The sequence below is a fragment of the Rhizobium sophoriradicis genome, from assembly GCF_003939025.1.
Lineage (GTDB): Bacteria > Pseudomonadota > Alphaproteobacteria > Rhizobiales > Rhizobiaceae > Rhizobium > Rhizobium sophoriradicis.
In genome coordinates this window covers 36,270-55,848 of sequence record NZ_RQIH01000010.1, presented here as the reverse complement: position 1 = coordinate 55,848, position 19,579 = coordinate 36,270, and the positions used below count along the sequence as shown (strand labels likewise).

Below are 19,579 nucleotides of genomic sequence, written 5' to 3'. Positions count from 1 at the left end.
CGAAAACGTCATTGCTCGATTAGATGGAAATATCTGGATTCTCTTTTACATCAGTGCAAAAGTGCCGGCATGGCCGATCTCAACGACATCGCCGTCTTCGTGAAGGTGGCGCAATATGGCAGCTTCAGCCGCGCCGCCCATTCGCTCGGCATGCCTGTCTCGACCGTCAGTCGGAAGGTGACGTCGCTCGAAGAGCAGCTCGGCGTGATGCTGATCCAGCGCACGACCCGCAAGCTCAGCCTCACCGCGCAGGGCCGGGCCTATTACGACAGATGCAGCGAGCCGCTTGCTCATCTCATCGACGCCGAGCAGGCGCTGACTGAAACGCAGAGAAAGCCGGAAGGCCTGCTGAAGATCTCGGTGCCGGTCATCTTGGGCCAAGAGGTCTTTTACGAATTCATCTCCGATTTCCTGAAGGCCTATCCCGAGATCCAAGTCGATCTTTTCGTCACTAACCTGTTCCTTGATCTGGTCGCGGAGAATATCGATCTCGGCATCCGCTTCGGCGAACTCAAGGATTCCACCATCGTCGCGCAGCGGCTCGGCAAGAGCGTGCGTTATCTGGTCGCCGCCCCAGATTATCTGAAGGAGAAGGCGCTTCCCGCAAAGCCCGAAGATCTCAAGGACCATCGGTGCGTGCTCCTGAACGGGCGCAACGGCGAAGCGGAATGGCATCTCGTCAGCGGCCGCAAATCGGCCGACGTGCGCGTGTCGGGGCCGGCATCGAGCCGCGATTTCGATGCGGTCAGCGCCTTCACCTATCGTGGCCACGGCATTGGGCTCCTGCCTTCGACCTATTGCGACGAGCAGATCCGAAGAGGCGCGCTCATCCGCCTGCTGCCGGACTGGTCGTCGCCGGAAATCTTCGTGCACGCCGTCTATCCCACGCGCCGCTTCCTGCCCCTGCGCCTGCAGGTCTTCCTCGACGCGCTGAAGGCATGGAAAAGTCCTTTGTGGCTGCCGTTGCATTGAGGGGTGCCATCACCGAAAATTGAAGCCGTGCGCGTGGCGGTGCGTCCTTCCCAGGCGAAGCTGTGCTAGAGTCGCCCGGCTTTGGGAATGGCGCGGGGATCTGCCGATGCTGACGTCACTTGCGGTGCTCATGGGGCTTTCCGGTGTCGTGCCGACGGCGCAGGCTGCGGCAAACGATGTCGACGTGACGCTGGTGCTTGCCGTCGACACCTCGCGCTCGATGGATTTCGAAGAGATCGGCATCCAGCGCGACGGTTATGTCGCGGCGCTGAAACACAAGGAATTTATCGACGCGGTGAAGGGCGGGCTTACCGGGCGCATCGCCATCAGTTATTTCGAATGGGCGGGCTATGTCGTCCAGGGTTCGGTGATCGACTGGCAGGTGATCGAGACGGAGCAGGATGCGATTGCCTTTGCCGACAAACTCGACGCCCGGCCGATCGGCACGCAGCGGCGCACCTCGATCTCCACCGCGATTGCCCAGGGCGTCAGCATGATCATCGCCAGCCCCTTCCGGGGCAGGCGGGAGGTGATCGATGTCTCCGGCGACGGCCCGAACAATTCCGGCAATCCCGTCACGCCCGTCCGCGACAAGGCGGTGGCATCAGGCATGGTCATCAACGGCCTCGCCCTCATGCTGCGGCCTTCCGATGCGCCTGACGGGCTCGACAAATATTATGCCGACTGCGTCATCGGCGGCCCCGGCGCCTTCGTGCTGCCGGTCCGCAAGATCGAGGACTTCGCCGTCGCCGTGCGCCGCAAGCTGGTGATGGAGATCAGCGGCCTGTCTCTTCCGGCGACGGTGCAGCCGATCGCCGGCACGGAGCCGGCAACGGACTGCTTGATCGGGGAGAAGCAGTGGCGGGATATGTTTGACCGGTGAGAGGGCTGCTGGCCCAACCCGATGATCAATGGCTATCGGGACTGGCTCGACGGCATGGTGGCGGCAGCGAAGGCAGCCAGGCGGTGAGCCCCGCGAGAGCGATGCTGAAGCGCGTCCTTCGAGGCGCAGCCTAACGGCCGGAAGCCCGAAGGACGCGCTGCAACGGTGTTCCCTGCATTTATTGCTGTTCGGAGCACCCGTCTCGCGCCTCGGGATGGGGCTCTTCACTGCCTATAGCGGCAGCTCTCTGCCGGCTTGTTCGCTGACCATATATTTGGCGTACCAGTCCGGCCAGTTCTCGTCGTATTTGCCGCCGTTGCGTTTCTCGTGTTCGCCGTGGGCGGCGGCAGCGCGGCGGAGCGCGGAGGCCAGGTCGCTCGAGGTGGAGAAGACGGTCTCGTCGGCGTCGATGCGGCCGGGCAGGCGGGTGGTGACTTCCTGGAACAGCCAGCCGTTGCCGTCAGGATCCTTGAAGGAGGCGAAGGAGCGGTAGCTGCGGTGCTCGGGATCGCGGCCGGCGATGCGCAGGCGCCCGAAGAGATAGGGTTCGTCCTTGCCGGCATAGACGCCCGATGCGTCGTGGAAGACCTCGCTCACCTCGACGCCGCGGGCGATGAGATCGCGGCGGGCGGCCTCGATGTCGGAGACGATGAGGTAGAGGCCTTGAGCGGAGCCGGGCGCGGCGGCGGTCACGTTCCTGCCGAAGATGATGGCGCAGCCGGAGCCGGGCGGGGTGAACTGGATCACGCGGAAATCGGCATCATTGGCGAAATCGGCATCGAGCCGCCAGCCGAGGCCGTCATAAAAGCGTTTGGCGCGGTCGACGTCGGAAACGGGGATGACCACCACTTCGAGTTTGGTGTCGGCGGGCCGTGTTCTGATGGATTCTGTGGGGGTTTCACTGCGCATTGCATTGCTCATCTTCAGCTCCTCGACGTTTGGACGCATTAAGAATGGCGATACATGTCGTGCGCGAGTGGACCACAGCGCGGGCAGGGCGTCGAATCAATTCTTCTGTCGGCAAGGAGAAGACGGCGGGCCAGCCCCGCCGTCAGCGCAGTCTCCTACGCCGCAAGAGCGGCGCGCGTCTTGCCGATCATCAGGGCAGCGCGGGCCGCCTCGCGGCCCTTCTCGACGAAGTGCGCGCGGTAGATCTGCGTGTGATGCTCGGTTTCCTGATACTGATGCGGCGTCAGCGAAACAGACAGCACCGGCACGCCGGTGTCCATGCCGGCGCGCATCAGCCCATCGACGACGGCCTGGGCGACGAATTCGTGACGATAGATCCCGCCATCGACGACGAAGGCGGCGGCGATGACGGCGGCATAGCGCCCGGTCGCCGCAAGATCGCGCGACAGCAACGGCATTTCGAATGCGCCGGGAACATCGAACACGTCGATCTGCTCAGCCGGAATGAGCTGCTGGAAACCTTCGAGCGCACGGTCGACGATATCGGCGTGCCAGCCGGCTTTGACGAAGGCATAACGGGTGGGTGTCATGGTAATCTCCTTTGGCGTACAGACACGTCACCCAAGGCGATCACGAACGTTGACCGGCTGCCGGCGAGGGCAGCAGGAACGCGCGTTCTCTTTCATCCGGACTATGACCGTCGGCTCAGGCATCTCACCTGATCTGCTGACCCTTCGTTAAGAAGGCGCTCGCGGGCTCGCAATCGAAACTGCATACCGCCGGTAGGGACTTTCACCCCGCCCTGAGAACGGCGCGGACAATAGGGGCAAGGCGAGGGGCTGGCAATAGGGAATTGGTTTGGTGGTAGGCCGCAATCTCAGGGGCGCATGCTGAGACGCCCCGCAGGGGCAGGCTCCGTCCCTCGGGCTGCGCATCTCAATATGAGAGCGTTGGAGAATGCCGCGCCGAGAGGCGCCGAGAGAGGGGAGGTTTGAGCGGTGACGCCTCTCCAAGCTCCCTCATCCCTGTGCTCGTCACAGGGATCCAGCGCGCCCAAGTCCTTGGCGCGAGAGACTCTCTTCCTGCCAATGGAGTCATTCACGGCGCGGACGCGCCGTGGCTGGATTCCTGTGACAGGCACAGGAATGAGGGCCGAGAGGTGGTGCAGCAAGGGCTTCTGCTGCTGCATTCAACAACCGTCGGCGACGCCTCGCTCTTTGATGCTCCTCGCGCCTACATGCTCCCACGAGCACATTCACGCCGAAGCAGCATGACGCGCCGTCCCGCATGAGGCGGGGCGGGCCGTGACCATCATGGGAGGGAGGCATGCCAGAGTCTTTTGTCGTGCGCCGTGAGGCGCATATAGCGGCGCCGCCGGCTGCGGTGTTTGCGCTGATGACGGATCCGGAGAAGATTTTGCGATGGATGGGAACGGAGGCCGAGATCGAGCCGGAGCCGGGCGGGCTTTATCTCGTCAACGTCACCGGCGCCCGCTTTGCGCGAGGCTCGTTTCGCGAGGTCGTGCCGGTGCATCGGCTTGCCTATAGCTTCGGATGGGATGGCAGCGAGGTCGTGCCGCCGGGCTCCAGCCTGGTCGAGATCGACCTGATCGAGCAGCCGGATGGGACGTTACTGCGACTCACCCATAGCGGCCTGCCGAGCGAGGAGCAGTGCGCCGGCCATGCCGAGGGCTGGGAGCATTATCTCGGGCGGCTCACCGCGGTCGCCGCCGGGGGCGATCCGGGGCCGGATCCTTTTTACGGCAGGACATGAACGATTTTTCGTGGGCGTGGGGCGCTTCTCAAGCGCTTGCCGCTGCGGGAAAAACGCCCGGCCGGCGCTCCGACCGGCCGTCAAAAAACAAGGTTTTTTCACCTGCAAACATGAATGCCCGGTTCATCTCCAGTTCAATTTGGCGGCCCTAAGGTGGGTACGGCTGGATGAAATGGAGTTTTCGATGAAGGCACTATCTATCGCGGCTGCCTTGCTCGCTGGCAGCCTTTCGATCGGCTCTGCGCAGGCGATGCCGATGGGGACAATCAATGTCGAGAGCAAGGTCACAAGCGATGTCACAAAGGGCGATGTCACGAAGGTGGACTACGCCTGCGGCCGCGGCTGGCACCTGACCCGCTGGGGCGAATGCCGCCGCAACTGGCGACGCCCGCCGCCGGTGGCCTTCTATGGTGGTCCACCCCGCTGGGGTTGGGAGCGCCGCCACCGCGACTGGGATGGCCCGCGCTGGCGCCATGAACGCCGCTGGGATCGCGAACGTCGCTGGCGGGACGACTACTAAAAACCTCGGCATGAGGCTGACGGACGAGGCCGGCGCGATGTTTCGCCCGGCCTTTTCTTTTGGAAACTGTCATTGCGCTCAGATTAGATCCGGCTGACGAGCCAGTACTTGCCGTCGATCAGCTCTTCGAGTTCGGCTGGATCCTTGACGCCGAACTCAAACCATTCGACGAGTTCCTTCGCCTTCAGCCGGCTTTCGTCCGCCGTAAAGTCGATTCCATAGCGCGCGCACCAGCGCCGCAGGATCGACGTCAACAACGTCATGTCGTTTCCGTCCAGCGGATCTTTCGGCCAGAATGTCGTGCCCATCGCAACCCCTCAATCGCGGATGACCCGACATTACAATGGAATCAGAGCCGCGCAAGTTTAAAGTGTTATTTTTCTGTTTTCCACCGGTGTGATGTTTGACAGTGTTGTTGTTGCCTGAAGCCCGAGGGGAGAGCGGGCGCGGAAGCGTCGGCTTGCGGAGGTCTGCCGGCGATGTCATCCTAAGTCATGGATCTGCCTTCCTCCCTTGCCTGGCTGGTTGACGAGGCCGCTGCCTCGCCCGGTCCCGAACGGTTCCTCGCCGAACTCGGGCGCCGGCTGCTTTGCGACGGTCTGCCGCTTGCCGGCGGCGCGCTGACACTTTCAGTGCCGCATCCGATCATCGCGCGGCGCACTTGGCTCTGGCGGGCGGAGAGCGGGGCCGTTATCGAGGCGCTGGCCTTCGCGGCGGCCCCGCCGGTCGAGGCCGGGCGCGAGTGGCTGGCCGGGCTCGGGCCGGTATGGGAGGAAGGGATCGGAGCCTCGCCGGAGAGCCCGGTGCTCGGCTGGGCGGGTATCGCCAATGGGGCCGGGAGGGACGCCTTTGACCCGGCCGGGGCGGATCGTCTGCGCGAGGTGGCGCGCTTTGCCGCTGCGCCGCTTGCGGCACTCGCGGCGCGGGAGGCGCGGGCTGCTCTGCTCGAAGCCTATCTCGGCCGGCGCAGTGCCGCGCGGGTGCAGGCCGGGGCGCTTGCCCGGGGCACCGGGGAGACCATTCGCGCGGCGCTTCTCTGCGCCGACCTGCGCGACTTCACCGCACTCTCGGAGGTGACGGAGCCGCACGCGATGATCGCGACGCTCGATGCCTGGTTCGACCGCGTCGCCGGCGCCGTACACGCCTTCGGCGGCGAGGTGCTGAAATTCATCGGCGACGGCGTGCTGGCGATCTTCCCGGTCGCGGCTGCGCCAGGCAAGGCCCAGGGAGACCGTGACGCCTGCGAGGCGGCGCTGAGGGCGATCGCCGCCAGCCGCGCCGGCATGGCCCATCTCGACCAGGTACGCCGGGCGCAGGGCCTAGCGCCGCTGCCCTTCGGGGCCGCGCTGCATTTCGGCGAAATCCTGTGGGGTAATATCGGCGCGGCGGACCGGCTGGATTTCACCGCCATCGGCCCCGCCGTCAATCTTGTCAGCCGGCTCGAAGGGCTCTGCAAGCCGCTCGGCCGCAGCGTGCTGATCTCGGGCGCGGTGGCGGCGAATACGTCGGCGCCGCTCGTGCCCCTCGGAGAGCACGCCTTGCGCGGGATCGCCGATCCTTGTGCGGTCTTCACCCTGCCGGAGGATTGAGCCCGAGGGCGGTGCTGCCAGAAGGCGCCGCAGACGCGGGGCTTCCGACCGCGACTTTTATCGTTCGCGAAGCGCAGACAAGAATCATGATTGTGAAGCTCATCTTTTTTGGCTAAAGCCTGTCCGCACATCGAATGAGGGGGTTCAAACATGGATCAATACGCACGCAAATTTTTCTCCGTCCTGGGACTGTCAGCAATGCTGATGGCCGGTGGCGCTCAGGCCGAAGACGGCAAGAAAGTCTCGATCGTCGATGATCGCGGCGTGACTGTCGAAGTCCCGGCGCAGCCGAAACGTATTGCCTCGATTTCTTATTTCGCCGATGACGTTGCGCTCGCGCTCGGCATCAAGCCGGTCGCCAGCACCTATATGACGGCTGGCCGCGAGCCCGCTTTCCTGCTCGGCCTGACCTCAGGGATGAAGCAGATCGGCCAGCGCGCCAAGCCCAATCTCGAGCTTCTTTCCGAAGCCAAGCCGGATCTGATCATTGCGATCCGCCGCTATACGGTCGGCAATGCAGCGCAGCTGCAGAACATCGCGCCTTACGTTGCCTATAATATGGAACTGCTCGAAGAGAGCTACAGCGAGACCGCAGCACTTTCCAAGCTGCTCGGCAAGCCCGAGCGCGGCGAGCAGCTGAACGCCGATTTCCGCAAGCATCTGGCGGAGTTCGCCGCCAAAGCGCCGAAGGACAAGCATCCGCGCTTCCTGATCATGTGGGGCGGCGCGACACCTTTCGCCTTCCACACGGAAAACACCTCGGCCTCTATCGTCGCTGCGATCGGCGGCGACAATGTTCCCGGCCCGAAGACCCCGGGCGGCGAGTTCGGCATCGATCTCAGCCTGGAGACCATGCTGGAGAAGGACCCGGAAGTGATCTTCGTCTACGATTCCGGCCCGGATCGTCCGCATGAGAGCAATCCGATCTGGTCGCAGCTGTCGGCGGTCAAGAACAACCGGGTCTTCTATGTCGGCGACCAGTGGGTCGAGACCAACGGTCCGATCGCCCGCGAAATCGTGCTGCGCGAGGCCGCGCACTACCTCTATCCCGACACGTTCCCGGCCGTCGACGTCAAGGCGGAAGCCGCCAAGCTGATCCCGGCCGAACTGCAGAACTAAGCCAGGGACAAGACCGGCGATGAGCCCCCGGCAATCATTCCTGGCCATCGGGCTCATCGTCATCGCCGCCATCCTGGCGGCGATGTTTGGCTTGCTGATCGGCGCCAAGACGCTGTCGGCTGAGACCGCCATCCGCGTGCTGTTGGCGCCCGATGGCAAGATCGAATCCATCCTCGTCTGGACGCTGCGGCTGCCGCGCAGCCTGACCGCGGCTGCCGGCGGCGCGGGTCTTGCCGTTTCCGGCTATGTGCTGCAGACGCTGACCCGCAATCCGCTGGCCGATCCCGGCATCACCGGTGTCACATCCGGGGCGGTCGCGCCGATCGTCTGCTGTTTCGTCTTCCTGCCTTGGCTTTCGCCCGCCTATTATCCCTTCATCGGCCTTGCCGGCGGGCTTGCGGCAGCTTCAGTGACGTTCTGGGTGTCGCATGGCGGGCAGGGGCGGCCGCTGCAGCTGGCGCTCGGCGGTGTCAGCGTCTCGCTCTTCCTGGGTGCGATCACCACCTACGTGCTGCTTTTGACCGGGCCGCAATCGGCATCGCTGCTCTTCTGGCTTGCCGGCGGCTTCCAGGGGCGCACCTGGTCCCATCTCCTCTACATGCTGCCCTGGACGATCGCCGGCGTCGCCGGCGCGCTGCTGCTGCGGCGCGTCATCGCCATGTTCATGCTGAGCGATCATGCCGCGGCCGGCATGGGCTTGCAGCTAGGGCTGTGGAAGCCGCTCATCCTCATTCTCGCCGTCCTTCCGGTTGCGGGCGTCGCGCCGGTCGCGGGACCGGTCGCCTTCGTGGGGCTGGCCGCTCCTCACATCGCCCGGCTGCTCAAGCCGCGCGGCACGGGGTGGGAGATCGGGCTCAGCGCTGCCCTCGGCGCGCTGATCGTCACCGTCGCCGACGTTTTGGCGCGCAGCATCGCCATCCCGCGCGAACTGCCGGTCGGCATCGTGACCGCGCTGCTTGGCGGGCCTGTCTTCATCTATCTCGTCCAGCGCGGGCGGCTGAGCCTAGCAGGTGAAGCACGATGAGCGCCCCGGCATCGACGACGGCTGCTTCGCCAGGCCTCGGCATGTCCGCCGCACTGGCCATCCTGACGGTCCTGTCGCTGGCGGCGGCGATCTTCCTCGGCGTTGCCGATATTCCGATGGCCGATGTCGCGGCCGTCTTGACCGGCGGCGGCTCGGCTGAAGCACGGCTGATCATTCTCGATATCCGGCTGCCGCGCATCGCCACCGGCATTTTGGCTGGCATCCATTTTTCGCTGGCAGGATATCTGCTGCAGACCATCACCCGCAATCCGCTGGCCGATCCGTCGCTGATGGGCGTTTCGCAGGGTGCGACGCTGTCGGTGACGATCTTCCTGCTTTTCACCGTCTATATCTTCGAGCCCGGCTCGAACACGCTGGCCGAACTGCCGGTCGCCTGGCTGCCGGCGGCCGGGCTTGCCGGCGGTCTGCTGGCCGGCGGCGTCATCTATCTCCTGGCCTTCCGCCTCGGCCTCAGCGCGCTGCGCATCACGCTCTGCGGCGTGGCGGTCGGGGCGGTTCTGCATGCGGTGGCGATCGGCCTCATCGCCGGTTGGGGATCGGCCCGCATCGAGATCATTCTCGAATGGCTGTCGGGCAGCCTTTACGCCCGCAGCTGGGATCATGCACTCTTCCTGCTGCCCTTCACCATCGCCGGGCTCGCCATGCTGCCGGTCATCTACCGCCCCTTGACGCTGCTGCAGTTCGATGCATCCGTCGCCCGCTCTTTCGGGCTCGGCTATAAGAGACAGTTCTCAATCGTGCTGATCGTATCTTCTGCGCTTGCGGCGAGTGCGGTCGGCGCGGTCGGCCCTGTTGTTTTCATCGGTCTCGTCGTGCCGCATCTCGCCCGTTTCCTGGCGGGCCGGAATTTCATGTTGTCGCTTGTTCTGACGATCGTGCTCGGCGCCGTCATCGTCACGCTCGGCGATCTCATCGGCCGGCTGCTGGGCCAAGCCGAGGAAATCCCGATCGGCGTGGTCACGGCCGTCTTCGGCGTTCCGTTCCTGCTCGCGCTGCTGCGCAAAACCATGTGAGGCCGAAATGCCATTGTCCTGTTCCGACCTCTCGGTAATGTACGGCCAGCGAAAGGCCCTTAACGGCTTCAGTCTTTCGCTTGAGAAAGGCGAGATCCGCGCGCTGATCGGCCCGAACGGCTCGGGCAAGAGCACGGCGCTGCATGCGCTGGCCGGGCTGATCCGGCCGGCCGGGGGCCGAGCGTCGCTCGGCGGCGTTGCCGTCGCCTCCATGTCGCGCCGCATGTTGGCGAAGAGGCTCGCCTTCCTGCCGCAGCAGCCGACCGCGCCCGATGAAATGACCGTCGCCCAGCTGGTGCGCCAGGGCCGCTATCCGCATGTCGGCCTGTTCCGATCCTATGACAGCCGTGACGAAGACGCGATCGAATGGGCGCTTGAAAGCACCGGCCTGTCCGGGCTCGCCGACCGCAGCCTCCGGGAATTGTCCGGCGGCGAGCGGCAAAGGGCCTGGATATCGGCCGCTCTCGCCCAGGAGGCGGAGATCCTGCTGCTCGACGAGCCGACCTCCTTCCTCGATATCGGCTACCAGGTCGAGGTGCTCGACCTCGTGCATCGGCTGAGCCGGGAAAAGGGCGTGACCGTCGTCATGGCGATCCACGACATCAACCAGGCCGTCGCCGTCAGCGACCGCATCTCGCTGCTTGAAAAAGGCGAGCTCAGATTCGACGGCGCCCCACGCGAGCTTGCCGAACGCGGGCTGATCCAGGAAATCTTCCGCGTCAGGGGCCGCTTCGTCCAGGTCGCGCCCGACAGTCCGCCGCATTTCGATGTCGAGCTGATGAAACTTCAGCGAGCCGACACGACCTAGCGCTTTACCAGCCTGAAGACGATCTTCGTCTGAGTGTAATAATTCAGCGCGTCGGCGAAATCAGGCGTCCAGCCGTCGGCGACGAAGGGAATGAAGCCGTCATATTCGAGCTTGCGGGCGGAGACGTCGAAGCCCGCCCTTTCGAAGGCGCGGCCATAATCCGTGATCGACCGGTCCTGGACGACGGTGTTGGTGCGGTTGGCGACGAGTTCGCGCCATTTGGGCCAGAGCGGGTTATCCGTATGGCATCCTGTCACCGCATAATAGACGCCGCCGGACTTCAGCGCCCGCCAGATGTCGGCGGCGTGTGCGTCGATATCGGAAACGAGATAGATGACCTCATGGCTAAGGGCCAGATCGAATTCTTCGCTCCAGCCGTCGAGCCTGCCGCCGACCTGATGCTGGATCGGCAGATTGCCCTTCAGCGTCTCGGCCTTGGCGATTGAGGTTTCGGCGATGTCGATGCCGAGCGCCTTGCGGAAGGGGCGGATCGCATAGAGATGGCGCAGCAGGCCGCCCTGATTGCAGCCGAAATCGAGCACGCTCTTGTCGGTCAGGTCCCGCTCGAGGATGAGGTCGATCAGGTGGCGCCAGATGGGCGCATGTCCATCGGCCATCCTGTCTTCGGCATCTGGATCGATATACCACGTGCCGATGTTTTTCTGCGCTTCCTCAGCCATCCTCTTGCGCCTCGCATCATGCCGATCACGGTGATGGTCTTAGGATGCGTTGTCATGCTTGGCTAGATCGGAAGGCGGTTTTCGAGCGCCTTCCACAGCCGTCAGGTATTTTGCAAAGAAAACTTTGCAAAGATATGTTTGCGATTGTATGCTTTGGGGATGAAACATCCGCACCCTAAACCTGCCGCAGATGCCCGCACCGTCAGCCGGGTCGTGCCCGAGCCCACCGCGCTGAAGGCGCTGGCGCATCCTGTGCGGCTGCGCATGCTCGGCATGCTCCGGATCGATGGTCCCGCCACGGCGACGCAGCTTGCCGCGCGGCTCGGCCTGAACAGCGGCGCGACGAGCTATCATCTGCGCCAGCTCGCCCAATACGGCTTCATCGAGGAGGCGCCGCATGCCTCGCGGCGCGACCGCTGGTGGCGCGCCAGCCACGAGCTGACCTCGGTGCCGGCGAGCGAATCCGAAGGGGAGGCGCTCGATCTCGACATCGCCTTCAATCAGGCCGCACTCTCGCTGCAAGTCGGCCAGATGCAACAGGCGCTGGAGGAATATGCCGAGCTGCCGCCCGAATGGCGCAAGGCGACGGCTGCCGACGACATCATCATCCCGATGACGGCGGCACAGGCCGAGGCTCTGACGAAACGGCTGAGGGATGTCATCCTGGAAGCGATGCAGGCGGCCCCACGGCTGGGGGAGGCGGCGTCGCAGGAAGCCGGCATGGTTCCCTTCTATGTCATGCTGCACGCCTTTCCCTACCCCGGCCGCTTGCCGCATCGTGAAGGCGAGGGCGAGCCGTGAGACCGGGCCGGCCGTTCCTGGCGCTCGCGGCTGCCGAGACATTCTCGCTCTCCGGCACGCGGCTTTCGACCATCGCCATTCCCTGGCTGGTGCTGAGCACGACGGGCAGCCCCGTGCTGACGGGGCTGACGGCGATGATAGAAATGCTGCCCTATGTCGTCGCCAAGGCGCTCGGCGGACCGCTGATCGACCGCGCCGGCGCCAAGCGCATCGCCATCATCTCAGACACCGCTTCGGTGCTCGTGGTCGCTCTGGTGCCGCTTCTGGATATCTTCGGCCTGCTCGCCATGCCGGTGCTGCTACCGCTCGTCTTTGCCATGGGCGTGCTGCGCGGACCCTCCGATGCGGCCAAGCAGGCAATGGTTCCCGATATCGCCACGCTCGCCGGCGTGCCGCTCGAAAGGGTGACCGGCGTCGCAAGCGCCATCGAGCGGCTGGCCTCGACGGCGGGCGCGGCCGGCGCCGGCGCTTTGATCGGGCTGATCGGCCCGGGCCAGGCGCTGCTCGTTAATGCCGCCACCTTCGCCGCCGCAGCACTAATCGTTGCTGTGGGCATACCCGGAACGCGCCGCGCGCCCGCGCTTGAAACTCCACCGGCCGAACCGGCCTCCTATTTCGACGATCTCCGCGAGGGCTGGCGATTTCTGCGGGGCGATGCCGTGCTCGTCAGCATTGTCGCCATGGTGGCGGTCACTAATCTCTTCGACCAGGCCTATCATGCCGTGCTGCTGCCGGTCTGGACACGGGATGCCGGCCATGGTCCGGAACTGCTCGGGGCGATGTTTGCCGCCTTCGCCGGCGCCTCGATCGCAGGTGCTGCGATTGCCGCGGCGATCGGCGAGCGCATGCCGCGCCTGACGGTCTATACGGTGGCCTTCCTCCTAACCGGCTTTCCGCGCTTCCTCGTTCCGGCGCTGGATGCGCCCATCGGCCTCGTCTTTGCGACGCTCGCCATCGCAGGCTTCGCGTCGGGCTTCCTCAACCCGATCCTGTCGGCGGTCATCTTCGAGCGCATCCCCAAGCCGCTGACCGGCCGCGTCACCGCATTGAACACCGCCCTCTGCTTCGCCCTCATCCCCTTCGGCGGCCTCGCCGGCGGTGCGCTGATCAGCACGCTCGGCCTTGCCGCCGCACTGTTCCTGATGGGGGTTGGCTATTTCGCGACAACGCTTGCGCCGCTGGCGCTGAAGAGTTTTCGCGGCTTTGACAGGACCTTGCCTGAAGGAGTTCCTAGCCGCGGCCGAGCTCCTCAACCATCAGGTCGATGAAGCCGCGCACGCGGGGTTCGAGCAGGCGCTTGTCGGGATAGAGCGCCACGATCCTGGCGTCGTCGGTTTCGAGTTGGGGCAGGATGTGGCGGAGGCGGCCGGCGGTGAGGTCGTCGGCGATGAGGAAGTCGGGGAGGAGGGCGATGCCGAGGCCGGCGAGAGCCGCGTCGCGGATCGCCTCGCCGCTGTCGAGCCTCAGGCGGCTGCGGCCCTGCGCCTTGACCCAGGCGCCGCCTTCGCCGCGAAAGCGCCAGCCCTGCCTTTGATTGCGGCTCGCAAAGAACAGGCAGTCATGGACGGCGAGATCGTCGAGATCATGCGGTTCGCTGTGCTCGGCGAGATAGGCGGGAGAGGCGCAGAGCCGCGCCGTTTCGCTGGCGATCACGCGTGAAGCCAGCCGGCTGTCTGACGCCGAGGGGATCGCGCCGATCCGGATCGCCAGGTCGAAGCCTTCCTCGACGATGTCGGCAAGGCGGTCGGTGAAGCTCACTTCCGCCTGCAGGTCCGGCCAGGCCCGGAGATATTTTTCGAGCAGCGGCAGCACGACGAGGCGGCCGAAGGCATCGGGAGCGGTGAGGCGGAGCACGCCGCGCGGCGCGCCGCTCTTGCCCGAGACACTCGCTTCGGCCTCGTCGACCGAGGCGAGGATCTGCAGCCCGCGCTCGTAGAACAGCCGTCCTTCCTCGGTCAGGCTCAGGCTTCTCGTCGTGCGATTGAGCAGGCGCGCGCCGAGCCGGTCTTCCAGACGAATAACGGCCTTTCCCGCCGCCGAGCGCGACAGCCCCATCGTCTGCCCCCCGCCGACGAAGCTCCCGGCATCGACGACGGCCATGAAGATCAGGATGTCGTTCAGGTTCGTGCGCGGCATGAGGCAACTCGACCGGTTCGGGCTAAGGCCTTAATTCGGTCAGTCCTGCGGCCGATTCAAGGTTTGCACCATCAACGCCTATAGCGGCAGTAAGGTCCCGAGGCTTGGTTTATGGGGCGGATGGGAGATGTGCGTTGCGGGCCGGATCGTCGTGCATAGGCGACGAGGAGAGGGTGTGCCGGGTTGCACACCCTCTCATCTTCGCTGCTCATGTCCACCAAGCCACTATCACAGCAACCGTAACCTCACCGCCAGCCGAGCGCCGGTGCGACGTGGGTCAGGATCGCTTCGATGACATGGGCATTATATTCGACGCCGAGCTGGTTGGGCACGGTGAGCAGCAGCGTGTCGGCCTCGGCGATCGCCTCGTCTTCGGCGAGCTGCTTGATCAGGACGTCTGGTTCGGCCGCGTAGCTGCGGCCGAAGATTGCCCGGGTCTTCTCGTCGATGAAGCCAATCTTGTCGCCTTCGTCACCGCCATAGCCGAAATAGGCGCGGTCGCGCTCATCCACCAGCGCGAAGATGCTGCGGCTGACGGAGACGCGCGGCTGGCGCGTATGGCCGGCTGCCTTCCAGGCCTCGCGATAGGCGCGGATCTGATCGGCTTGCTGAACATGGAAGGGCTCTCCCGTTTCATCGTCCTTCAGCGTCGAGCTCTGCAGGTTCATGCCGAGCTTGGCGGCCCAGACGGCGGTGGCGTTTGAGCTTGCGCCCCACCAGATCCGCTCGCGAAGGCCCTCTGAATGCGGCTCGAGACGCAAAAGACCGGGCGGGTTCGGAAACATCGGCCGCGGGTTCGGCTTGGCAAAACCTTCACCGCGCAGCACTTCAAGAAAGACTTCCGCGTGGCGCCGCGCCATCTCGGTCTCGTCCTGGCCTTCCGGCGGCGCATAGCCGAAATGGCGCCAGCCATCGATCACCTGCTCGGGCGAGCCGCGGCTGATGCCGAGCTGCAGCCGGCCGCCGGCGATGAGGTCGGCGGCGCCGGCATCCTCGGCCATATAGAGCGGGTTCTCGTAGCGCATGTCGATGACGGCGGTGCCGATCTCGATCCGGTTGGTCTTGGCACCGACGGCGGCCAGCAGCGGGAAGGGCGAAGCCAGCTGCCGGGCGAAGTGGTGCACGCGAAAATACGCCCCGTCGGCGCCGAGCTCCTCGGCCGCAACCGCAAGGTCGATCGACTGCAGCAGCGCATCTTCGGCCGAGCGCGTCTGCGATTGCGGCGAGGGCGTCCAGTGCCCGAACGAGAGGAAACCGATCTTCTTCATGTCGATGCCGCACCTTGATCTGTTGGGTCTAGGGTTGACAGGTCATGGCACAGTTTTAGGCGGGAAGACAATCGGAACCGGATAGTCTCGGCGCATCGGTGCTGTCGTCTGCCCGTTTCCGAGCCTTTCCCTCGGTCGCTCCGGTTCATCGTCGGGGCGTCGCCCGGCGGAAGCGCTACGGCTGGCCGACATCGACCACAATACTCGAAAGGGTTATCGTGTCCGCTCATGCCTGCCCTAAGTTAAACGGGTGCAGCGGAGCAAGGTCCGTCTCTGGCGCTCACGCCAGATGCGCAAATTGGTCCGCTCGCAAAAACCGGTCGCGGGTCAGGCGTGAGACCTGCGACCGGGGCAGCGCAGTGCCCTAAACCGCCGCGCCGAAGACCATCTTTCCGTTGTTCAGAAAACACGCCTTGTCAAACAGCTGCAGGTCAAGCGGGTTTGGCAGCCTAATGTCGCCTATGTCGGGCAGGGGCTTTCGCGCCACCTCGAAGGATCGGTCGATCTGAGCGATGAAGACCATGATCATGCCGTGTCGGCGCGCGAAGACCTTCAGAGTGCCGACCTGGGCCGAGAGTTCCGGGTTTTCCCGCTTCTGGTCGAGCAGCTGGAGGTAATCGACGACCACAAGAGTGCCACGCGGGGCGGAGGCCAGTCTCGCGGTCATGTAGTCGGCGCTGATAGCGTCGGAGCCGTCGAATTCAAACAGGTGATCGAACTGGGCCCGGTCGATACCAATAGCGCGAAAGCCATCATCCACATTCTCTCGTGTGTACTCCAGCGAGAAGAACACGCCGGGATGGCCTGATTTCATCGCCTCGACCGCGAGTTTAAGCCCCATCAGGGTCTTGCCGTGGCCGGGCCGGGCGCCGACGAGCAGGAGGTCGCCGGGCCGCAAGTGTGCAAACAGCTCGCTGGCGGGCAAGGTCTCCAATGCCTTTGCTGCGAGCAGGCTCCAGCGGCTATAACCCTCGTCCTTGGCTATGCGGTCGAGCGCCTGATGCAGCGGTATATCCTCGGCGCGCGACAGCGCCTTGGCCTTACGCTTAAGGTGATAAATGGGCTGAGTCGTCTTCATGCATAAACCTCCTATTGCGAGCGGCTTTCGCAATCCCTCCTTATGCCAGGTGCTCGAACAGTCGGTTCGGTGTCAGGTAGCCCCGCATGACGTCTGCTTTCCCGATGGGGGGGCGTGGGCTGCGCCGGAATCAGATCATAGCGCAGGTCCATTCGGCCGAAAATTGCCTGCGCCGCCTCGGAGCAAAAAATGTATAACCCCGCAAGCGGGAGCGCAGGGAATTACGGGAGTCGGTTCCTGCTCGCGTCGATAAGCTGCCGAGATCAATAGTAGGCGGATTTGAAGGGGGCGATCGCCGCCCCCATGGCCGAGGCATCGCTTGAGATCTCGGAGATGATCAGCTTCGGCCGGGGGCGTGGAACACCGTAGCGGGGGCGGTCGAAGATCTCGGTGCGGTCGATCAACATCTGCGCCAGCGCCGGCGGAATCTGGCCGCCGAAGACGATGCCCTGCGGGTCGAAGATTGCCCAGATGGCGTTGATGAGGCGACTGTAGGCGGGCGTGACGTCGTCCACCCAATCCATGACGCCTGGCCATTTCGGATCGAAATGCTTGCGCATATAAGTGATGGAGGGGATATCGAGGCCGTTGTCGTTGAGCCGTTCGATCAGATACTGCAAGGCCGGCCGGCGCTTGTTTTCCTCGGCATCGTATATGCCTGAGAATTCGCCGGCATTGCCGACGCCGTTGTGCAGCAACTCGTTGTTGCTGACGAGGCCGCCGCCGAAGCCGTAGTTGAAGCTGAGGTAGGCGAAATGCCTGATGTAGCGGCCGGCGCCGAACATGGATTCGGCGACCGTTCCCGCCTTGGCGCCGTTGTGCACCCAGACCGGTTTGCCGAAGAATTCCGACAGCAGCGGCCCGAGCTCGATCAGTGACCACTCGTGCAGCGGCAGCGGCGCGTTGTAGCGGGTGCCGCTGACGTGGAAGCCGGCAATGCCGAAGCCGATGCCGAAGAAGCTCTCTTCGGAGAGGCCGTTTTCCCGCTGGTGCTGGATCAGCTGCCCGCGCACGAGATCGAGCGACTGGGCCATCGAGCGTTCGCGCAAGGTGACGCTGCTTTCGGCCAGCACCTTGCCTGAAATATCCATCAGGCAGATGCCGATCACGTCGGTGTTGACGGAGATGCCGCAGGAATAGGCGTAGCGGCCGTCGAGCCGCAGCGTCGGGCTCGGCTGGCCGCGACCGGCGCCGGGCTTGGGCGAACCGAAGGCGACGATGCCGCGCTCCTCCAGCTGGTCGATGATCCGGTAGACCGATTGCTGGGTGAGGTCGGTGTGGCCGGTGACTTCGGAGCGCGAGAGGCTCGGATGGCGCCAGATCAGCTTGAGAATGTCGCGCTCGTTCGGCGAGACGCAGCCGCCGCCTTCGCGCAGGAAGTGCGGGGCGATCAGCGGCTCCGGGAAATAGGTCATATCCAACACCTCGGTTGTCGATAATTACCATATGCGTGTAGTAATCAGGCCCGTCTCCAGCGGTGATTTCGTGCTTTCAGCCTATAGCAACAGCCTGTTGTCGCCGCAAGCCAGGATCCGTCACCAAATTGTTACACACTGTGTGTAGTAATACGCCATCACCGAAGGCGGGCAGTGAGCCGGCCGATCAAACAGGCGAGGGCAAGATGAAGATTTCCATTCTGGCGGCTGCGGCCGCGCTGACGGCGGGCGCATGTTCTGCGCAGGCCGCCAATATCGAATTCTGGTACGGCAATACCGGTGTCGTCGAAACGGCGATTCAGGATCAGTGCGCTGCTTTCAATGCAGCGCAGTCCGAGCATCACATCACCTGCGTCGGGCAGGGCAGCTACGAGGTGTCGATGCAGAAGGCGATTGCCGCCTTCCGCGCCAAGAACCATCCCGTCCTCATCCAGTTCTTCGACGCCGGTACGCTCGACCTGATGCTGTCGGACGCCGTCGTGCCGGTCCAGGACGAACTGCCCGACGTCAAATGGGACAATTACATAACCGGCGCCCGCGCCTATTACGAAACCTCCGGCGGCAAGCTGTTTGCCCAGCCCTACAATGCCTCGACGCTGCTCTTCTACACCAACAGAACCGAGCTGGAGAAAGCCGGCATCACCAAGACGCCTGAGACGTGGGAGGGGATCATCGAGGCCGCCCGCAAGCTGAAGGCCGCGGGCCATGCCTGCCCCTTCACCACCGATGGCGACACATGGCGTGTGCTCGAACAGTTCTCGGCCCGCCACGGCCTGCCGATCGCCTCGAAGCACAACGGCTATGATGGCCTCGACGCCGAATATGTCTTCAACACCACCTTCGCCGCCAAGCATCTGCAGAACCTGGTGGACTGGCGCAAGGAAGGCCTGGTGAAGCTCGGAAGCGATACCAAGGCCGGCAATTTCACCGCCGCCTTCAATGCCGGCGAATGCGCCATGATGGAAAATTCCTCGGGCTCCTATACGGCCTCCGCCAAGGCCTTCGAAGGCAAGTTTGAACTGACCGTCTCCCTGGCGCCGATGTATCAGGGCCACGAGCGTCACAACACCTTCGTCGGCGGCGCCTCGATCTATATCATGAAGGGTCATGACAAGGCTGAAATCGAAGGCGCCAAGGCTTTTCTCGATTTCCTGCGCCGTCCCGAGCAGCAGATGGCCTTTACCGCGGCCACCGGCTACGTGCCCGTCACCAATGATGTGATGGAGGCGATCGAAAAGAGCGGCGAGGCCAGTTCGCCGAAATATGCCACCGCGGCCCTCGGCATCGGTTCGATGAACGAGCCGCGCACGCCGGATACGCGCGGCATCCGCCTCGGTTTCTATGTCCAGTTCCGACAGATCTTCATGGAGGAGACCCAGAAGGCCTTTGCTGGGGAGAAGACCATGCAGGCAGCACTCGACAGCGCCAAGAAGCGCGGCGACGAACTGCTGCGCCGCTTCGGGCAGACCTACAAGGGCGCAAAGCTGCACTGACCGGACACTCCCCCGTACGGACGCGCGGAGCCGCGCGCCCCGCACGGTTCTTTCCA

The 19,579-nt window shown here is 64.3% G+C and carries 20 protein-coding genes and 1 riboswitch; of the genes, 12 read left to right on the top strand and 8 right to left on the bottom strand.

Annotated features, from left to right (window positions below; genetic code table 11):
• Positions 1 to 69: 69 nt before the first annotated feature.
• Positions 70 to 972, top strand: coding sequence for a LysR family transcriptional regulator (locus EFR00_RS17890; protein ID WP_038689805.1), 903 nt, complete (start codon positions 70 to 72; stop codon positions 970 to 972).
• A 106-nt stretch (positions 973 to 1,078) separates the two neighbouring features.
• The gene (locus EFR00_RS17885; RefSeq protein ID WP_009996554.1) at positions 1,079 to 1,855 is read left to right on the top strand and encodes a DUF1194 domain-containing protein; all 777 of its coding nucleotides are present in this window, start codon (positions 1,079 to 1,081) and stop codon (positions 1,853 to 1,855) included.
• Positions 1,856 to 2,086: 231 nt separating this feature from the next.
• Here the strand turns inward: EFR00_RS17885 and EFR00_RS17880 are convergent, their stop codons facing one another.
• Positions 2,087 to 2,776: a VOC family protein gene (locus tag EFR00_RS17880; RefSeq protein WP_077992890.1), complete on the bottom strand. Its 690-nt coding sequence runs from the start codon at positions 2,774 to 2,776 to the stop codon at positions 2,087 to 2,089.
• 143 nt (positions 2,777 to 2,919) lie between these two features.
• On the bottom strand, positions 2,920 to 3,354 hold the full coding sequence (locus EFR00_RS17875) for a 6,7-dimethyl-8-ribityllumazine synthase (protein WP_009996551.1): 435 nt from the start codon (positions 3,352 to 3,354) through the stop codon (positions 2,920 to 2,922).
• An 80-nt stretch (positions 3,355 to 3,434) separates the two neighbouring features.
• Positions 3,435 to 3,578: riboswitch (FMN riboswitch) on the bottom strand.
• 512 nt (positions 3,579 to 4,090) lie between these two features.
• On the opposite strand from EFR00_RS17875, the gene EFR00_RS17870 reads away from it, so the two are divergent.
• Positions 4,091 to 4,537, top strand: coding sequence for an SRPBCC family protein (locus EFR00_RS17870; protein ID WP_009996549.1), 447 nt, complete (start codon positions 4,091 to 4,093; stop codon positions 4,535 to 4,537).
• A gap of 184 nt (positions 4,538 to 4,721) precedes the next feature.
• Positions 4,722 to 5,057, top strand: coding sequence for a GCG_CRPN prefix-to-repeats domain-containing protein (locus EFR00_RS17865; protein ID WP_038692634.1), 336 nt, complete (start codon positions 4,722 to 4,724; stop codon positions 5,055 to 5,057).
• Between the two features lie 83 nt (positions 5,058 to 5,140).
• On the opposite strand, the gene EFR00_RS17860 is transcribed toward EFR00_RS17865, so the two are convergent.
• Positions 5,141 to 5,365, bottom strand: coding sequence for a hypothetical protein (locus tag EFR00_RS17860; RefSeq protein ID WP_077992886.1), 225 nt, complete (start codon positions 5,363 to 5,365; stop codon positions 5,141 to 5,143).
• Positions 5,366 to 5,551: 186 nt separating this feature from the next.
• Here EFR00_RS17860 and EFR00_RS17855 point away from each other — a divergent pair, with 186 nt between their 5' ends.
• The 5 genes from EFR00_RS17855 to EFR00_RS17835 all read left to right on the top strand — a co-directional run bounded on the left by EFR00_RS17855 (position 5,552) and on the right by EFR00_RS17835 (position 10,631).
• A complete protein-coding gene (locus EFR00_RS17855; RefSeq protein ID WP_077992884.1) occupies positions 5,552 to 6,646 on the top strand; it encodes an adenylate/guanylate cyclase domain-containing protein in 1,095 nt (364 codons plus the stop codon).
• 150 nt (positions 6,647 to 6,796) lie between these two features.
• Positions 6,797 to 7,765 (top strand): ABC transporter substrate-binding protein, encoded by a 969-nt coding sequence (locus EFR00_RS17850; RefSeq protein ID WP_038689793.1) that lies wholly within the window; start codon positions 6,797 to 6,799, stop codon positions 7,763 to 7,765.
• 19 nt (positions 7,766 to 7,784) lie between these two features.
• Positions 7,785 to 8,789, top strand: coding sequence for a FecCD family ABC transporter permease (locus EFR00_RS17845; protein WP_077992882.1), 1,005 nt, complete (start codon positions 7,785 to 7,787; stop codon positions 8,787 to 8,789).
• A complete protein-coding gene (locus EFR00_RS17840) occupies positions 8,786 to 9,823 on the top strand; it encodes a FecCD family ABC transporter permease (protein ID WP_077992879.1) in 1,038 nt (345 codons plus the stop codon). Before EFR00_RS17845 ends, EFR00_RS17840 begins: the two co-directional genes overlap by 4 nt.
• Positions 9,824 to 9,830: 7 nt before the next feature.
• Positions 9,831 to 10,631, top strand: coding sequence for an ABC transporter ATP-binding protein (locus tag EFR00_RS17835; protein ID WP_077992877.1), 801 nt, complete (start codon positions 9,831 to 9,833; stop codon positions 10,629 to 10,631).
• On the opposite strand, the gene EFR00_RS17830 is transcribed toward EFR00_RS17835, so the two are convergent.
• Positions 10,628 to 11,311, bottom strand: a complete 684-nt coding sequence (locus EFR00_RS17830; protein WP_077992875.1) for a class I SAM-dependent methyltransferase — start codon at positions 11,309 to 11,311, stop codon at positions 10,628 to 10,630. The genes EFR00_RS17835 and EFR00_RS17830 overlap by 4 nt on opposite strands.
• Positions 11,312 to 11,470: 159 nt before the next feature.
• On the opposite strand from EFR00_RS17830, the gene EFR00_RS17825 reads away from it, so the two are divergent.
• Both EFR00_RS17825 and EFR00_RS17820 read left to right on the top strand, forming a co-directional pair.
• Positions 11,471 to 12,112 (top strand): ArsR/SmtB family transcription factor, encoded by a 642-nt coding sequence (locus EFR00_RS17825; protein WP_077992873.1) that lies wholly within the window; start codon positions 11,471 to 11,473, stop codon positions 12,110 to 12,112.
• Positions 12,109 to 13,380 (top strand): MFS transporter, encoded by a 1,272-nt coding sequence (locus EFR00_RS17820; protein ID WP_077992871.1) that lies wholly within the window; start codon positions 12,109 to 12,111, stop codon positions 13,378 to 13,380. The genes EFR00_RS17825 and EFR00_RS17820 overlap by 4 nt, the downstream gene beginning before the upstream one ends.
• Here the strand turns inward: EFR00_RS17820 and EFR00_RS17815 are convergent.
• The 4 genes from EFR00_RS17815 to EFR00_RS17800 all read right to left on the bottom strand — a co-directional run bounded on the left by EFR00_RS17815 (position 13,343) and on the right by EFR00_RS17800 (position 18,009).
• Positions 13,343 to 14,248, bottom strand: coding sequence for a LysR family transcriptional regulator (locus EFR00_RS17815; protein ID WP_077992868.1), 906 nt, complete (start codon positions 14,246 to 14,248; stop codon positions 13,343 to 13,345). The genes EFR00_RS17820 and EFR00_RS17815 overlap by 38 nt on opposite strands.
• 245 nt (positions 14,249 to 14,493) lie before the next feature.
• On the bottom strand, positions 14,494 to 15,516 hold the full coding sequence (locus EFR00_RS17810; RefSeq protein ID WP_077992866.1) for an LLM class flavin-dependent oxidoreductase: 1,023 nt from the start codon (positions 15,514 to 15,516) through the stop codon (positions 14,494 to 14,496).
• A gap of 364 nt (positions 15,517 to 15,880) precedes the next feature.
• Complete coding sequence (locus EFR00_RS17805) at positions 15,881 to 16,594, bottom strand: DNA helicase (protein WP_009993805.1); 714 nt, start codon at positions 16,592 to 16,594, stop codon at positions 15,881 to 15,883.
• A 263-nt stretch (positions 16,595 to 16,857) separates the two neighbouring features.
• Positions 16,858 to 18,009 (bottom strand): ROK family transcriptional regulator, encoded by a 1,152-nt coding sequence (locus EFR00_RS17800; RefSeq protein ID WP_077992864.1) that lies wholly within the window; start codon positions 18,007 to 18,009, stop codon positions 16,858 to 16,860.
• A gap of 206 nt (positions 18,010 to 18,215) precedes the next feature.
• Between EFR00_RS17800 and EFR00_RS17795 the strand changes: the two genes are divergently transcribed.
• The gene (locus EFR00_RS17795; RefSeq protein WP_077992863.1) at positions 18,216 to 19,523 is read left to right on the top strand and encodes an extracellular solute-binding protein; all 1,308 of its coding nucleotides are present in this window, start codon (positions 18,216 to 18,218) and stop codon (positions 19,521 to 19,523) included.
• The last annotated feature ends 56 nt before the right edge of the window (positions 19,524 to 19,579 follow it).

Excerpts from the sequence above, each read along its gene's own strand:
- EFR00_RS17835 (WP_077992877.1), top strand. The coding sequence starts at position 9,831 with ATGCCATTGTCCTGTTCCGACCTCTCGGTAATGTACGGCCAGCGAAAG.
- EFR00_RS17845 (WP_077992882.1), top strand. The coding sequence starts at position 7,785 with ATGAGCCCCCGGCAATCATTCCTGGCCATCGGGCTCATCGTCATCGCC.
- EFR00_RS17875 (WP_009996551.1), bottom strand. The coding sequence starts at position 3,354 with ATGACACCCACCCGTTATGCCTTCGTCAAAGCCGGCTGGCACGCCGAT.
- EFR00_RS17800 (WP_077992864.1), bottom strand. The coding sequence starts at position 18,009 with ATGACCTATTTCCCGGAGCCGCTGATCGCCCCGCACTTCCTGCGCGAA.
- EFR00_RS17890 (WP_038689805.1), top strand. The coding sequence starts at position 70 with ATGGCCGATCTCAACGACATCGCCGTCTTCGTGAAGGTGGCGCAATAT.
- EFR00_RS17855 (WP_077992884.1), top strand. The coding sequence starts at position 5,552 with ATGGATCTGCCTTCCTCCCTTGCCTGGCTGGTTGACGAGGCCGCTGCC.
- EFR00_RS17825 (WP_077992873.1), top strand. The coding sequence starts at position 11,471 with ATGAAACATCCGCACCCTAAACCTGCCGCAGATGCCCGCACCGTCAGC.
- EFR00_RS17865 (WP_038692634.1), top strand. The coding sequence starts at position 4,722 with ATGAAGGCACTATCTATCGCGGCTGCCTTGCTCGCTGGCAGCCTTTCG.
- EFR00_RS17810 (WP_077992866.1), bottom strand. The coding sequence starts at position 15,516 with ATGAAGAAGATCGGTTTCCTCTCGTTCGGGCACTGGACGCCCTCGCCG.
- EFR00_RS17885 (WP_009996554.1), top strand. The coding sequence starts at position 1,079 with ATGCTGACGTCACTTGCGGTGCTCATGGGGCTTTCCGGTGTCGTGCCG.
- EFR00_RS17870 (WP_009996549.1), top strand. The coding sequence starts at position 4,091 with ATGCCAGAGTCTTTTGTCGTGCGCCGTGAGGCGCATATAGCGGCGCCG.
- EFR00_RS17850 (WP_038689793.1), top strand. The coding sequence starts at position 6,797 with ATGGATCAATACGCACGCAAATTTTTCTCCGTCCTGGGACTGTCAGCA.
- EFR00_RS17805 (WP_009993805.1), bottom strand. The coding sequence starts at position 16,594 with ATGAAGACGACTCAGCCCATTTATCACCTTAAGCGTAAGGCCAAGGCG.
- EFR00_RS17830 (WP_077992875.1), bottom strand. The coding sequence starts at position 11,311 with ATGGCTGAGGAAGCGCAGAAAAACATCGGCACGTGGTATATCGATCCA.
- EFR00_RS17815 (WP_077992868.1), bottom strand. The coding sequence starts at position 14,248 with ATGCCGCGCACGAACCTGAACGACATCCTGATCTTCATGGCCGTCGTC.
- EFR00_RS17840 (WP_077992879.1), top strand. The coding sequence starts at position 8,786 with ATGAGCGCCCCGGCATCGACGACGGCTGCTTCGCCAGGCCTCGGCATG.
- EFR00_RS17795 (WP_077992863.1), top strand. The coding sequence starts at position 18,216 with ATGAAGATTTCCATTCTGGCGGCTGCGGCCGCGCTGACGGCGGGCGCA.
- EFR00_RS17860 (WP_077992886.1), bottom strand. The coding sequence starts at position 5,365 with ATGGGCACGACATTCTGGCCGAAAGATCCGCTGGACGGAAACGACATG.
- EFR00_RS17880 (WP_077992890.1), bottom strand. The coding sequence starts at position 2,776 with ATGAGCAATGCAATGCGCAGTGAAACCCCCACAGAATCCATCAGAACA.